Source organism: Pedobacter nyackensis (assembly GCF_900176505.1).
Lineage (GTDB): Bacteria > Bacteroidota > Bacteroidia > Sphingobacteriales > Sphingobacteriaceae > Pedobacter > Pedobacter nyackensis.
Genome location: NZ_FWYB01000001.1, coordinates 483,736 through 496,983, shown reverse-complemented (window position 1 = coordinate 496,983; position 13,248 = coordinate 483,736). Strand labels below are relative to the sequence as shown.

Genomic DNA, 13,248 nt, shown 5'->3' with positions numbered 1-13,248 from the left:
GGTTATTTAACCGTTATAATTTTATTTATAATTTCCAGACTTTTGTCAAGGTATATGTCTGCCGAAATACCTTCTGTCCATTTCTTGTACCATTCATTACCTGGATCGACACTTTGATCCAGCGTTCCCTTCACTTTATTCTTTTTAAATTCAGGCAGCAGTATTGCCTGGTCAATATTCCGAATAAATGCAGACAATCTGGCTTGTTCCTTACTAAATTTATCTAAGTTCAGGCTTACAGGATTTAGCTGGTTTTGCATCAGCAATTTACTATTTTCATCTACAATACTAAATTTTTCATCCTGCCCAACTGATTCTTTTGCTAAATGTAAGATCTTATTCCAGACTGTCGCTTTATTAAATTCTGTATAAATCGCTGGCTGAATACTATCCCAGGCCAGCGCTGTTGCATTGTCTTTTTCTCTGATCTTAAGATAAGCCAGTTTTCCCGGTAGGATTACATCTGCCTTTACACCCCTTAACTGTGTTGAAGCACCATTAACCCTATAAAACTGGTGCTGGGTAAGCCTTAAAGAACCATAACTTATATTTGGCGTTCCCTTGGCCTTATCTCCCATTTTTCCCATTGGGAGCGTTGCTTGTGCAGTTCCCTTTCCATAGGTTGATGGACTACCGATGATAATTCCACGTTTATAATCCTGAATTACAGCGGCAAATATTTCGGAAGCCGAGGCACTTTGTTCGTTCACCAAAACAACAAGAGGGCCTTCGTACAATGGAGCTGCATTTGTGGTATGTATTTTAAGTTCATTGGCGTCCTTAATTTGAACTTTTGGCCCTTTCCCTAAAAAGTAACCACTCATTTTGACCACTTCATCCAATGATCCGCCACCATTATTGCGCAGATCAAAAATGATTCCGTTCACGTTTTCCGCTTTTAATTTAATCAGCTCCCTTTGCACATCATCAGCAGAACGGATTCCAGCAGGATTTACCATATCGACGTAAAACTCCTGCAAGTAAATGTAGCCAATCTTGTAACCGTTCTTTTCAATAATGGCGCTCCTGGCTCTCCCTTCCTCGTCCTTTATTTCGCTTCGCTTCAGTGCAACGGTTTTCTCCAGTCCACTACTTTTCAACAGCCCCAAGGACACTTCAGTGTCCTTTTCGCCTCGGATCATATCCGAGATATCAGTGATTGAGATTCCCGCAACATCAAGCATAGTCCCTTTTGCATCACTGATACTCAAAATCCTATCATTGACGTCTATTAATCCACTTTTTATGGCTACACCACCTGGTCTTAACGCTTTAATAAACACATCACCTTCTTTATCCTGAAGTTCTAATCCCAAGCCATAGAATCGTTTTGCCATCTGGTCATTGACACTCCTGGCCTTCACCGGGGGAAAATAAGAAGTATGAGGATCAACTTCAAGCGTAATGGTATTGATGTATTGACTAAATCTTTCATTTAACGCCGACTGGCCTGTAAGATTTTTAAATGTATTGGAAACCCATTTGTCTACTTTTATCCTTGCTTCTTTTTCTAACGCAGGACTGTTAGTTTTACCATTACTCAGGTCTGACATTTTTTTCAACACCAGGTACTTAGCTTTCTTTTGCAACAACCGTGTCAATGCAGCCTGACTGTCAGCGAAATTCCTTAGCTCCCCACTCAACTGAATAGACTCGTCTTTCTTAAAATCAAAAGGACTTTCCAATATCCTTTTATATGTGGCGGCGGCAGCATTTAACCTTTGTTGATAAATTTGGTACGCAGCTGTAAAAAACGCAGTTTGTCCTTCTTTCAGTTCGTTGTCAATGCTTAATTCATATCTCCTCAATTGCTGTAAATCGCTTTGCAGCAATATTTCCTTATTGGGATCAAGGTTTTCAAGGTACTTTTTCCAGATAATTTTTGAAAAATTATCATCGATGGCTTTTGGGCGCACATGTTTGTGCTCCAGATTCCGGATCACATTTAATACCGTAGCTTTCCGAATTGCGGCTGCGTCCGGCTGCAGATCTTGTGCCCTTATGGTTTGCAGGGAACTTACACAGATAACTCCAGCATAAGCAAAACACCTCAACACGTTGGAATAGTTGGTTTTGTTCATAAAGTATAAAGGTTTATTCCTTATGAAGGCGAACAGAAACCAAAAAAGGGTGAACCGGAACAAAAAAAAACAGGACTAATCCATTATTTCAAATGCTCACTAAAAAAATCTATTGTACGCTTCCAGGCAAGCTCTGCGGCTGCTTTATCATAACGAGGTGTGCTATTATTATGGAAACCATGATTTACATTTTCGTAAACAAAGCCTTGATACTTTTTACCATTCTCTTTTAAGGCGGCTTCGTAAGCTGACCAGCCTGCTGTAATCCTTGTATCCAGAGATGCGTAATGCAGCATTAAAGGTGCTTTAATTTTAGGTACGTCAGCCAGCGCAGGCTGACTGCCGTAAAAAGGAACAGCTGCAGCAAGTTCCGGTATCCGAACAGCCATCATATTAGCTATGCCCCCACCGAAACAAAAACCTACCACACCAACCTTACCGTTACAGTCTTTATGCTTTTTAAGATACTCATATGCTGCTATAAAATCCTCTTCCATTTCCCCCTTGTCCCTCTTACTTTGTAGTGCACGCCCTTCATCATCATTACCGGGGTAGCCTCCAAGTGGCGACAACGCATCAGGTGCCAGCGAAATAAATCCAGCTAGAGCAGCCCTTCTGGCAACATCTTCAATGTAAGGATTCAATCCACGGTTTTCATGCACCACGATAATACCGCCCAGCTTCTTCTTGGCAGCTACAGGTTTAGATAACAATCCCTTGATGGTTTCACCTCCTTTTGGTGAGGAATAATTAATGTATTCAGATTTCAGGCGAGGGTCGTCAGGCTTCACCTCTACATTGTCCTGGTATTCCGGCATCAAAAAACTCATCAGTGCGGGCACGGTAAGTCCGCCAACTGCATAAAAAGATAGCTTCTGTACAAAAGATCGGCGGTCGAGCCTTTCATGTGCATAATCATCATAAAGATCAAATACTTCCTGCTTAATATCTTCCTTATTAATCTGGCTCATAGCTGTTGTTTTACCTAAATATAGTAATTAATAGAAAATAAAAAGACAGGGCTCTGAAGTCTTTTATTTTCCAAGCAATTGCTTGTTTTCAATCAAATATACCAGAGCTTCCTCAACTGCCAGTTCCGGTGTTTTCGGGTTAAAGCCCAATTCGGTTCTGGCCTTTGAAATGTCGAAATTTTGTTGCAGACCAGAGAACATTGCAATATCCTTTCTTGTCAATAAAGGGGCTTTTCCGCTTAATTTCGATATGAGTTCCATTAGTCCCGCAATAGCGAACAGTAAAGGTTTGGGAACAGCTCCTGGCACTTTCAATTTCAATTCGGGATATAGCTTACTGGCAAGTAAACTAGTGTCGGTAATGGTCATACATTGCTCATTAGCCAGAATATAACGTTCCCCGTCCCGCCCTTTGATCGCGGCTAAATAACAGCCTTCTGCCACATCTTTTACATCTATCCAGTTCAGAGCGATCCTGGTGTCAACGGGAATTTCCTTGTTCAATATCAGTTTTAGTATACCATAGGAAACATTCAAGGGCAAAAAAGCTTCACTGCCAATCATTGCAGCCGGCATAATCGATACCAATTCAATTCCAAGTTCTTTTGCCAGACTAAATGCCAGTATTTCGCCATCGTTTTTTGAATTGTAGTACATGTCCCTACGGTCGGTATTATAGCCGTAACTTTCCTTTGTTGGCAGTGTAGTGTAATTCAACGCGGCAATGGAGCTAACATACACAATACGCTTTACGCCTGCTTCAGCTGCGGCTTCGATAGTGTTTCTTGTCCCCTGAATATTGACATCATAGATTTCCTTTTTGGGGTCTTTTGCCCAAAGTTTAAATGAGGCACCCACTGCATAAAAGGTTTCGACGCCTTGTAATGCGCGTACAAATGATGCCTTATCTGTAATATCTGCCTGAACCACTTCGCAATCCAGCCCTGCAAAAGGCGCTTTGTTTTTTATGTTTCTTACAGTAGCCCTTACGGGTATCCCTTTTTTAATCAGGAAGCGGACTAAATTATTACCCAAGTGTCCGTTTGCTCCGGATACTAAGGCTAAACTTTTTTGTGTCATAATATATTCTTTTAATACCAGACAAAGTTCGGGAGCCTGTATTCGAATCTACTTGACTTTTGTTAGTTAATGGAGGTTTGAAAATTAGTTAGTTATTTTCCTGCGTATACGACTCAGGCTTTCAGCTTTCATCCCCAGGAAGGAGGCTATATATGAAATTGGCACATTATGTAAAATATCCGGATGTTCTTCCATCAATTTGCGGTAGCGTTGTTCAGCTGATAAGGTTCCAAGCTCTCTGGATCTCTTTTCGTTGTAAGTAAGAGATTGCTGAAAGACAAAAATACTGAAATCCTTTATTGAGGAACTTTTGGAAGTGATTTCATCCAGATCATTTTTAGTAATCCGGAGCAACTCGCATTCCGTAATACACTCCACATTTTCATCGGACTTTGTCTGGTTGATGAAGTTGGAGTAAGATGTAAAAAATCCAGGAGGGCAGTTGATATGGGTGGTTACCTCATCTCCGTTTTGATTATAATGAAATAAGCGTAAGTATCCAGAGACAATGTAGTAGAGATATTTAGGAACTTTGTCCTGCTCTTCAATAATCCTGTTTTTAGGGAATAATACCGGTTCAAAATACTTTTTACAAAGGGCTATATCAGTATCTGTTAATGCAGTTCTTGTGGCAACAAAATTTAAAAACTTATCTATCATCGTAACAAATGTAAAAAAACATTCTTCGTCCTGTCCAATTTCTTTAACCTCATGCATTATGGTAGTATAAATCAATAACTATAAAACAATAATAAAATGGAACAGAGAATTAATGCCTTTGAAAAAGGCCAGAATGCAATGAGAGCAATGTATGGTATTGGTGCCTATCTTGGTAAATGTTCAATTGAACAAGAGCTTTTACACCTGATCTATTTCAGGGTATCACAAATTAATGGTTGTGCATATTGTTTGGATATGCATTCGAAAGACTTACTTGCCATAGGCGAAAGGCCGCAACGTCTTTTTCTGCTTGACGCCTGGCGCGAAGCACCCTTGTTTAGCGAACGTGAACGTGCTGCGCTACAATGGGCAGAAGCCGTTACCTTGATTAAAGATGGTAATGTAGACACCGAGAGCTATGAAATTGCCAGCGCACAGTTTTCTGAAGAAGAATTGATCGACCTGACATTAGCCATCACGACTATCAACAGTTACAACCGCATCAATATCTCCTTCCGTACTGTAGCCGGAAGTTATACCGTTGGTCAGCACAAAGTGCCGGCAAATAAAAATTAACGCAATACAATCAAATTCCTATATTCAAAAATTATAAAAGCAATTGAGATGAAAGACTTCGTATTCATATTTCGCCAGCCCAGTTATGATTATAGCAATTCTTCAGCAGAAGAAATGGCGGCGATAAACAAAAAATGGAATGATTGGATAGGTGGAATAGCTGCACAAGGAAAATTTAAAAACCATGGTGCCCGTCTGGAGGTAGCCGGTAAAGTGCTTAAGCCAGGTGGTGTGGTTACTGATGGTCCTTTTGTAGAGATCAGAGAGAGATTAGGCGGTTTTATTGTGGTTACTGCCGATAGTCTGGAAGAAGCAACAACTTTAGCACATGGTTGTCCGGCGCTGGATGCAGATGGAAGTGTTGAAATAAGACCCATATTTGCTTAAAATAAAAACAAGAGCAGCTGTATTTTCTATAGCTGCTCTCCTAATTAATTATGAAACAGGATCATTTAAAGCATTTATTCCAACAGGAATTTTCCAAGATGGTTGCGGTAATCAGTAAACGCTTTGGCCTGCAACATATAGAAATAGCCGAAGATATTGTTAGCGAAACATTCCTGCTGGCTACGGAGACCTGGAAAACAAAGGGGATACCGGTAAATCCGGAGGCCTGGCTTTATACAGTAGCCAAGCAAAAAACCCTTTCATATTTCAGAAGAAATAAAATTTTTGAAGATAAGGTGATTCCAGAAATTAACCGAAAGCAAGAACAGCAGGATAATACTGATGAATTTAGCTTTTCACAACAAAACATCAAGGATAGTCAGCTGCAGATGCTCTTTGCCATTTGCACACCAGCTATTGCCAGTGAGGCTCAAATCGGACTTGCATTGCGCATCCTTTGTGGTTTTGGCATTGATGAAATAGCTGAAGCCTTCTTATCGAACAAAGAAACCATCAACAAAAGACTGTTCAGGGCAAAAGAGAAGCTACGCACGGAGCAGATTCAACTTGCATTTCCTGCCGAGCGTGAAATTACCAAGCGCCTGGATAATGTGCTTCATATTATTTACCTGCTTTTTAGCGAAGGTTATTATTCTAAAACCCAGAACCAGATTCTGCGAAAGGACCTCTGCATAGAGGCCTTACGTTTAGGTGTAATGCTTACGGAATACGACAAAACCAATCTGCCTAAAACAAATGCGTTGATTGCGTTAATGTGTTTCCACTCTTCACGTTTTGATGCCCGCCAAAGTGGCGAAGGCGAACTGATCTTATACGAACAGCAAGACGAAGATATCTGGAATAAAGAACTAATCAGTCAGGGCATTCATTTTTTGAACCTGTCGGCCATAGGAGAAGAATTAAGCACCTATCACCTCGAAGCCAGGATTGCTTATTGTCATTGTATAAAGGAAGATACCGCAGAAAAATGGGAAGAGATTTTACAACTTTACAATCAGCTTTTAATGATCAACTACTCCCCCGCAGCTGCACTCAACAGAACATTTGCCTTGTACAAAGCGAATGGAGCTGAAGTGGCCCTGCCCGAAGCAGAAAAGTTAAAACTGGAGGATAATCATTTCTATTTTGTTCTGCTAGGAGAACTTAATAAAAATGTAGATAAGAGTAAGGCAATAGCGTGTTTTGAAAGGGCAAAGGCATTAGCAAAAACTCCAGCGGAACAACAACTCATGCAACTGAAAATAGATCAACTGCTAATCAGATCATAGCGGATAAATATATCCAACTAATAAAAAGAAATTGCAAAGGAATCCTAAACCATAGGTAGGCTAATCCATTCCCATCAAATGTTGCTTTTTGATAGTTCACATTTTTTATTGAAGCATAAATATTTGCAGGAAGTACTAAGATTAGAAAAACCACCAGTACCCAAGCAGTTAAAACCTGAAAATCGGGAAGTAAAAGTCCCGCTGCAAAAATGATTTCTAAAACCCCAGTCAAATAAACGATTTGTAATTTAAAGGGAATAAATTGGGGCATCATTAATGACATTCCTTTGGTAAAAGCAAAATGCCCGATCGCTGAGAATACCAGCATACAAGACATTGCAATTCTTCCTGAAAATGCAATGTCATATTTACCGCTAATAGCTCTTACTATTAGGAGAGCTATACAAAATACCAGAAGCAATACGATTAATGGTTTCATTTCTTTTTTTTAATAATTTTCTATTTGTACGACCTTTACAAGACAATTTAATCAGTTTTTTTCAGGAAAAGTTATTTCCATAATATTTTAAACAAACAAAGCTTCACAGAAATGTGAAGCTCGCCGGCTCCAACCTCCTGTTGGCATAGTTAGAAAGCTATATTATACAACTTAGCAAACGAATTCAAAAGTATTGGTGACTGACTGAAAATTAGATATTGTAAACCACCTTTTACCATAGAATTGGCCATTAAAATAATTTTTAAAATAAATACTACTATTTTAGTAGTATTTATTTACATTTGTCCCATGGGTTGGCAAAAACCAATCAAAAACAGTCATGTGGCTGAGTGGCTAGGCGAAGATTTCATAACCCTTCTACAGCGGTTCGAGTCCGCTCATGACGTCAAAGCAAATCACGGCTGTCTACTCATTGCAGCCTGCTTTATTAAAGTTTCATGCTGAGAAGCACAAACTTTGCTCGTTTAATTTATATTTGGTTAGTAAAGGGCTGTCTGGATGGACAGCCCTTTTACATTAAAAACTTAGGCCCTGTTCAGTATGTGCTTCCTCTGTGTATCCTGGATGGATCAGGCTTCTAATATCCGATTTAGGCCTTTTATGGGTAATATATCCCTGATGATTATTTTGAATTTGTTCCGTTTCCTCAGCCATGTCCTTCTCTACCCTTCCAGCCAAATCTCGAACTCTTCCTCTAAGCTTCTGACCTCTTTCAGATGTAAGTAAAACACCAAGCACGGTCACAACCGCCAAACCAGTCAATAAAGCAATAACTACAGGCTTTCTTCCTGAAGAGGCCTGCGTAAAAAATGCATGCAATTTTTTATTTTTCATTGGAATATAATTTTGTTTTCAATGGTAATGAAGCTATCATGAGCAATATTCATCGCTATTTGTGAGCGTTTGCTCATGATGGTTTCATATCGTTACGATTCTTAACTCAGAACACCTTCCAATATAAATTGTTTACAAAATATTCTTTTAACCGAAAAGGAAATAAAATCATACTTTAGGTGACACAAAGTAGCACAATTGATGCAGGAACGAAACAAGTGTAACTAGAATAATTTTATAAACCACATGGATTTTAGAGAAGCAAAAATTGAAGATATACAACAGATTCATGTTGTCAGAAATTCGGTGACCGAAAACACTTTATCTAATCCAGATTTGATAACATATGATGATTATGTAGAATTTTTAACTGTAAGAGGTAAAGGTTGGGTATGCGAAATTGATGGTCAAATAGTAGGATTCTCCATAGTTGATTTAAAGGAAGAAAACATCTGGGCGCTGTTTTTATCGCCGGCATTCGAAGGAAAAGGCATTGGAAAGCGATTGCAGGATTTAATACTGAATTGGTATTTTTCTAATGGAAAGGATAGTGTTTGGTTAGGAACCGTCCCCAATACCAGAGCAGCCGGATTTTATGAAAAATCTGGATGGAAAGAGATTGGATGGAATGGCGAAAAAGAAATTAAATTCGAAATGACTAAAGCGTCATGGATGAAATTGGAATAGCAGCCGGTTCATGAAGCATTTTCCTGAATAGAATTACTACCTGTTTCTACTTCAATTTCTTTAGTAGTCACGGCGTAGGACGATGGCCGAATCTCTGATCCATAAGCAATGGCATACGCTTTTGTGAACTCTGCACCTACATACAAAATGATGGAAGAATAATAGGTCCACAATAATAAAATGACTAGTGAGCCTGCGGCTCCGTAAGTGCTGCCTACATCGCTTTGTCCAATATAAATGGAGATACCGGATTTGCCTAGCATAAACAGCAATGCTGTAACTATAGCCCCAAATACCACATCCCGCCACTTGATTACCGCATCTGGAAGTACTTTAAAAATTACACCAAAAATGAGCGAGATCACCGTCAGGGTCAGCAACTGGTTCAGTATATAAAACAAGATTACCGAAACTTGAGAAAACCTGGCCTGAAGGCGCACACTAAAACCATCGAGCAAAGCTGTAACCGCCAATGACACCAGTAAAATGAAACCCAGGCTAATGATCACCGAAAAAGAGAGAAACCTGTTTTGCAGAATTTTTAACCAACCTCGTTTGGGCTTGGGTTTAAGTCCCCATATGAAATTGATGGAATCCTGAATGTCTGCAAACACCGTCGTCGCCCCAACAAGTAGCGTCACAATTCCTATGACAAATGCTACAACGCCCTTGTCACCGATGGCTGCTTTTGCAACAATCTCCTGAAGTTGCGATGCCGTTTCTTTACCCATAAAACCAGCCAGTTGTTCGTATATTTTACCTTCGGCAGCTTCCTGCCCAAGAAATATTCCACATAATGAAATGATCACTACCAATAGTGGTGCCATGGAAAAGACGGTATAGTAAGCCAGAGATCCACTCAGTTTGGTAACCTTATGGTCGTCAAATCCGGTAAAGGTTGCTTTCAACAAACCCCAAAGGCCTTTAAATGTAATTCGCTTGTGTTTCATAAGTTTACATCATATCCTACTCTAAAGTCCATAAAACTCGTTTAAGAAGAACATCTCCCAACAATAAATTGTTTACCTGATGCGCTTTACTTCAATCACTTTATGGAGGGTAAGCGCGTAAAACCGATCACCTTCTTGTGGTTTTAGTATTTTTAATCCGGTAAAAACACTGAAGGCGGGTAAAATTGCACAATGCTGTCCAAAATAGAAGCATGGGAACTTTAATTGTTGTCGTGCCTTTCCATACAAAACGACACCAGGATGAATGTGACCACAAATATTGTAATATTCATCCCTTTCTACGGGTTGGTCGTGTATAAACCGGAAGGGTGCACAAAGTAATTCTTTAGTATGTACTTCTATATTTAAGGCCTCATAATCTTCGTTTTTCAAAGCATCATGGTTCCCTTTAATCAGCACTATTTTTAAATGAGGATAACCTCTTCTCCAATCCACAAAAGCATTTGCATCACTATTGATGTTGTTATGAAACATGTCGCCAGTTACGAGTAAGGTATCAGGTTCAAATTCTTTCATCAAAGAAGTTAAGCGGTGAAGATCCGTTAAACCTACGGTGTCGGGTACTTGGATACCCGATCTTCTAAAATGTGCAGATTTTCCAATATGCAAATCACTGATGATGAGCATTTTTTTTGCCACCCAAAAGATTGCCCGCTCCTTGTTGAGTATAAACTGTTCCCCTTTACAATCAATGATCATCTTTTCGTCGGTTGTTTTTCTTTTTCACCTGTGCTGTTTTCTCTGATTCTGCGGTCATCCTTTCAATGCGATGGCTTAACTCTTCGGAACTCATACTATCTCTTAAGCTGTCTACCTTAATCGGGAAACATAAAGGAGTATAACGATCTGTTTTAACAATAATTATTTTGCTCTCCTGAATACGTTTTAAGGCAGCTGCCAACCTCGGTTCCTCAATTTGTTGGTAAAATGCTTCATCATAAGCTTGACGCAATAGCAAGTTGTGTTTATCATAATCACTAAAAACACTAAAAAATAGACCTGCAGAAGATTGAAGGTGTTTGTTCGCAACGTATTTACCGGGATAGCCCTGAAATACGAGTCCGGAAATGCAAGCTATATCTCTGAATTTTCGCCTTGCCATTTCAGTTGCATTAATGCTCGCAACAATATCTTCGCTGAGGTTTACAGGAGTAAAAAGTGCTTTAATATGAGCTTCATCGAGGGGGATTGGCTGTTCACTTAATAGTTCGAAGCCATAATCGTTCATAGCGATAGAGAAGCTGATTGGCTTAATCCTCCCTAAGCGGTATGCAATCAATGCAGCCATAATTTCATGTACCTGCCGACCTTCAAAGGGATAGGCGAAAAAGTGATAACCATCTTTGGTATTAATGAGTTCAATAAGAAACTCATCACTTTTAGGTACGTGTGAAACCTTTGCCTGACGTTCAAATAAGGGTAAAATAAAATCCAGTTCCTCTTCACCATGGGTTTTATTTAAGGTTTCATTGTATTTTTTCCTGAGTATACTACCAAGGTTAGCGCTTAGCGATATGCGACCTCCCATCCAGCTTGGACTAATGGCTTGTTTCATTTTGCTTTTTCGAACCAGCACCATCATCTCTTTTACCATTATAAATTCCAATACTCTGCCGGCAAGTGTAAAACTACTTCCGGGCTTCATTCTCGAGATAAAAGATTCCTCAATCATACCCACATAACCGCCGGTTAAGTATTTAACTTTAAGCATTGCATCACTCACTATAGTTCCAATATGGAGCCGATGACGCATCGCAATCTGCCGGCTCTTCACCTTCCAAAGGCCATCCTCATCTTTACTTACTTTTTTGAACTCATTGTAGGCTGTTAAACTATCACCACCTGTAGTGATAAATTGCATGATCCATTTCCATTCCTGTGGCAATAACTCTCTAAATGCATGCGTTTGTTTGATTTCAAAAAATATCTTTTCATCATCAAAACCGTCACCAACAGCCAAGGTAACGAGGTATTGGATTAACGCATCAAAAGACATGACTATAGGCTCCCGACTTTCTATATCCTGTGTTCTAGCGGCTTCTTTAATTGCTGCAGCTTCTACCAGTTCGAGCGCATGGGTAGGCAGAAAGTATATTTTAGAAGTCTCGTAAGGAGAGTGACCACTTCTACCTGCCCGTTGCAAAAACCGAGCGACACCTTTTGGCGAACCTATTTGTATAACGGTATCTACAGGCTTAAAATCAACTCCCAGATCCAGGGATGAGGTGCAGACTACCGCTTTCAATACCCCCGTATGAATAGCCTCTTCAATCCAGTTTCTTAATTCATAATCTATTGATCCATGGTGAATAGCGAGCTGACCTGCCAGATTTTCATCCTGAGCCAGCAAGGTTTGATACCATAATTCGGCCTGGCCCCGGGTATTGGTAAATATGAGTGTTGTTTTACTCTTATGAATGATTGGTAAAAGCTTATGAGCCAATTTATGTCCCAGGTGTCCGGCCCAGGGCAACATATCGATATGGTCGGGCAAGATAGAACGGATTTCTATTTTCTTTTCAACATCGGATTTGATGATGGTTTTCAGTACCTCATCATAAGGTACCAATACGTCCATTGCCTGTTCCAGATTTCCTATGGTTGCAGATATGCCCCATATTCTAAGTAAACGCTCGGGGTGTTGGTCTATAAGCAATCCCCTGATTCTTGATATAGCAAGTTCAGTCATTACCCCTCTTTTGCTGCCCAGCAGTTCATGCCATTCATCGGCAACAATACATTGGAGTTGATCAAAATAGTTGAAGGTACTTTTTTGGGCAAGCAAGAGGTGGATACTTTCAGGAGTAATGATAAGCACCTCAGGCATCTGTTTTTTTTGCTTCAGCTTTTCATTTTGAGGAGTATCGCCGTTGCGAACGCCTATATGCCAATCCAATTCAAGCTGTTCACAAACTTCACGCATAGCACGTGCAAGATCTTTGGCAAGAGAACGTAGTGGGGTAATCCAGATTAGTTTTAAACCTGATTTCCGTTTTTGTTGTATTTGGCTCCCTTTTTTCTTAACCGCCGCTGTGCTTGCAGCAGAAGATAGGTCAGCATTTAATTCGTCGATGACAACTGCCAGAAAAATAGAGAAAGTTTTGCCAAAGCCTGTCGGGGCATTTATAAGACCAGAATAACCTTCGGCGTAATAGAGCCAGGCGTCTGTCTGAAATTTAAACGGCTTCTTTTTATGCTGTTTAAGCCATTTAATCACCTTCTTGTATCCTTTACTTTTTTCCAGCTGCATGT

At 39.9% G+C, this 13,248-nt stretch carries 13 protein-coding genes and 1 tRNA gene; 5 read left to right on the top strand and 9 right to left on the bottom strand.

Features of this window, described 5'->3' with window-relative positions:
• Positions 1 to 2 precede the first annotated feature (2 nt).
• The 4 genes from B9A18_RS02035 to B9A18_RS02020 all read right to left on the bottom strand — a co-directional run bounded on the left by B9A18_RS02035 (position 3) and on the right by B9A18_RS02020 (position 4,849).
• A complete protein-coding gene (locus B9A18_RS02035) occupies positions 3 to 2,081 on the bottom strand; it encodes a carboxy terminal-processing peptidase (protein ID WP_084286992.1) in 2,079 nt (692 codons plus the stop codon).
• An 83-nt stretch (positions 2,082 to 2,164) separates the two neighbouring features.
• Entirely contained in the window at positions 2,165 to 3,052 is an 888-nt protein-coding gene (locus B9A18_RS02030) for a dienelactone hydrolase family protein (RefSeq protein WP_084286991.1), read from the bottom strand.
• Positions 3,053 to 3,115: 63 nt separating this feature from the next.
• Complete coding sequence (locus B9A18_RS02025; RefSeq protein WP_084286990.1) at positions 3,116 to 4,132, bottom strand: NAD-dependent epimerase/dehydratase family protein; 1,017 nt, start codon at positions 4,130 to 4,132, stop codon at positions 3,116 to 3,118.
• A gap of 84 nt (positions 4,133 to 4,216) precedes the next feature.
• Positions 4,217 to 4,849: a Crp/Fnr family transcriptional regulator gene (locus B9A18_RS02020; RefSeq protein ID WP_235005211.1), complete on the bottom strand. Its 633-nt coding sequence runs from the start codon at positions 4,847 to 4,849 to the stop codon at positions 4,217 to 4,219.
• A 39-nt stretch (positions 4,850 to 4,888) separates the two neighbouring features.
• Here B9A18_RS02020 and B9A18_RS02015 point away from each other — a divergent pair, with 39 nt between their 5' ends.
• Genes B9A18_RS02015 through B9A18_RS02005 form a run of 3 tightly spaced genes read left to right on the top strand, consistent with a single transcriptional unit; the run spans position 4,889 to position 7,044 of the window.
• On the top strand, positions 4,889 to 5,368 hold the full coding sequence (locus B9A18_RS02015) for a carboxymuconolactone decarboxylase family protein (protein WP_084286989.1): 480 nt from the start codon (positions 4,889 to 4,891) through the stop codon (positions 5,366 to 5,368).
• Between the two features lie 48 nt (positions 5,369 to 5,416).
• Complete coding sequence (locus B9A18_RS02010; protein WP_084286988.1) at positions 5,417 to 5,755, top strand: YciI family protein; 339 nt, start codon at positions 5,417 to 5,419, stop codon at positions 5,753 to 5,755.
• Between the two features lie 50 nt (positions 5,756 to 5,805).
• Positions 5,806 to 7,044 (top strand): RNA polymerase sigma factor, encoded by a 1,239-nt coding sequence (locus B9A18_RS02005; protein WP_084286987.1) that lies wholly within the window; start codon positions 5,806 to 5,808, stop codon positions 7,042 to 7,044.
• Here B9A18_RS02005 and B9A18_RS02000 read toward each other — a convergent pair.
• On the bottom strand, positions 7,034 to 7,483 hold the full coding sequence (locus B9A18_RS02000; RefSeq protein ID WP_084286986.1) for a DoxX family protein: 450 nt from the start codon (positions 7,481 to 7,483) through the stop codon (positions 7,034 to 7,036). The genes B9A18_RS02005 and B9A18_RS02000 overlap by 11 nt on opposite strands.
• 336 nt (positions 7,484 to 7,819) lie before the next feature.
• Between B9A18_RS02000 and B9A18_RS01995 the strand changes: the two genes are divergently transcribed.
• Positions 7,820 to 7,890, top strand: a tRNA-OTHER gene (locus B9A18_RS01995).
• A gap of 130 nt (positions 7,891 to 8,020) precedes the next feature.
• On the opposite strand, the gene B9A18_RS01990 is transcribed toward B9A18_RS01995, so the two are convergent.
• Positions 8,021 to 8,338 carry a YtxH domain-containing protein gene (locus B9A18_RS01990; protein WP_084286985.1) on the bottom strand — a complete coding sequence of 106 codons (318 nt, stop codon included), beginning with the start codon at positions 8,336 to 8,338 and terminating at the stop codon, positions 8,021 to 8,023.
• Between the two features lie 246 nt (positions 8,339 to 8,584).
• Here B9A18_RS01990 and B9A18_RS01985 point away from each other — a divergent pair, with 246 nt between their 5' ends.
• Positions 8,585 to 9,025, top strand: coding sequence for a GNAT family N-acetyltransferase (locus B9A18_RS01985; RefSeq protein ID WP_084286984.1), 441 nt, complete (start codon positions 8,585 to 8,587; stop codon positions 9,023 to 9,025).
• 8 nt (positions 9,026 to 9,033) lie between these two features.
• Here B9A18_RS01985 and B9A18_RS01980 read toward each other — a convergent pair whose 3' ends face one another.
• The 3 genes from B9A18_RS01980 to B9A18_RS01970 form a co-directional block, all read right to left on the bottom strand.
• The gene (locus B9A18_RS01980; protein ID WP_084286983.1) at positions 9,034 to 9,975 is read right to left on the bottom strand and encodes a YihY/virulence factor BrkB family protein; all 942 of its coding nucleotides are present in this window, start codon (positions 9,973 to 9,975) and stop codon (positions 9,034 to 9,036) included.
• A 72-nt stretch (positions 9,976 to 10,047) separates the two neighbouring features.
• Positions 10,048 to 10,695 (bottom strand): ligase-associated DNA damage response endonuclease PdeM, encoded by a 648-nt coding sequence (gene pdeM, locus B9A18_RS01975; protein ID WP_084286982.1) that lies wholly within the window; start codon positions 10,693 to 10,695, stop codon positions 10,048 to 10,050.
• Entirely contained in the window at positions 10,685 to 13,246 is a 2,562-nt protein-coding gene (locus B9A18_RS01970) for a ligase-associated DNA damage response DEXH box helicase (RefSeq protein WP_084286981.1), read from the bottom strand. The genes pdeM and B9A18_RS01970 overlap by 11 nt, the downstream gene beginning before the upstream one ends.
• Positions 13,247 to 13,248 lie beyond the last annotated feature (2 nt).

What these genes read in the sequence shown, in the direction of transcription:
- B9A18_RS01980 (WP_084286983.1), bottom strand. Translation starts at nt 9,975, where the DNA reads ATGAAACACAAGCGAATTACATTTAAAGGCCTTTGGGGTTTGTTGAAA.
- B9A18_RS01990 (WP_084286985.1), bottom strand. Translation starts at nt 8,338, where the DNA reads ATGAAAAATAAAAAATTGCATGCATTTTTTACGCAGGCCTCTTCAGGA.
- B9A18_RS02035 (WP_084286992.1), bottom strand. Translation starts at nt 2,081, where the DNA reads ATGAACAAAACCAACTATTCCAACGTGTTGAGGTGTTTTGCTTATGCT.
- B9A18_RS02015 (WP_084286989.1), top strand. Translation starts at nt 4,889, where the DNA reads ATGGAACAGAGAATTAATGCCTTTGAAAAAGGCCAGAATGCAATGAGA.
- B9A18_RS01985 (WP_084286984.1), top strand. Translation starts at nt 8,585, where the DNA reads ATGGATTTTAGAGAAGCAAAAATTGAAGATATACAACAGATTCATGTT.
- B9A18_RS02000 (WP_084286986.1), bottom strand. Translation starts at nt 7,483, where the DNA reads ATGAAACCATTAATCGTATTGCTTCTGGTATTTTGTATAGCTCTCCTA.
- B9A18_RS01970 (WP_084286981.1), bottom strand. Translation starts at nt 13,246, where the DNA reads ATGCAGCTGGAAAAAAGTAAAGGATACAAGAAGGTGATTAAATGGCTT.
- B9A18_RS02005 (WP_084286987.1), top strand. Translation starts at nt 5,806, where the DNA reads ATGAAACAGGATCATTTAAAGCATTTATTCCAACAGGAATTTTCCAAG.
- B9A18_RS02010 (WP_084286988.1), top strand. Translation starts at nt 5,417, where the DNA reads ATGAAAGACTTCGTATTCATATTTCGCCAGCCCAGTTATGATTATAGC.
- B9A18_RS02025 (WP_084286990.1), bottom strand. Translation starts at nt 4,132, where the DNA reads ATGACACAAAAAAGTTTAGCCTTAGTATCCGGAGCAAACGGACACTTG.
- B9A18_RS02030 (WP_084286991.1), bottom strand. Translation starts at nt 3,052, where the DNA reads ATGAGCCAGATTAATAAGGAAGATATTAAGCAGGAAGTATTTGATCTT.
- B9A18_RS02020 (WP_235005211.1), bottom strand. Translation starts at nt 4,849, where the DNA reads ATGCATGAGGTTAAAGAAATTGGACAGGACGAAGAATGTTTTTTTACA.
- pdeM (WP_084286982.1), bottom strand. Translation starts at nt 10,695, where the DNA reads ATGATCATTGATTGTAAAGGGGAACAGTTTATACTCAACAAGGAGCGG.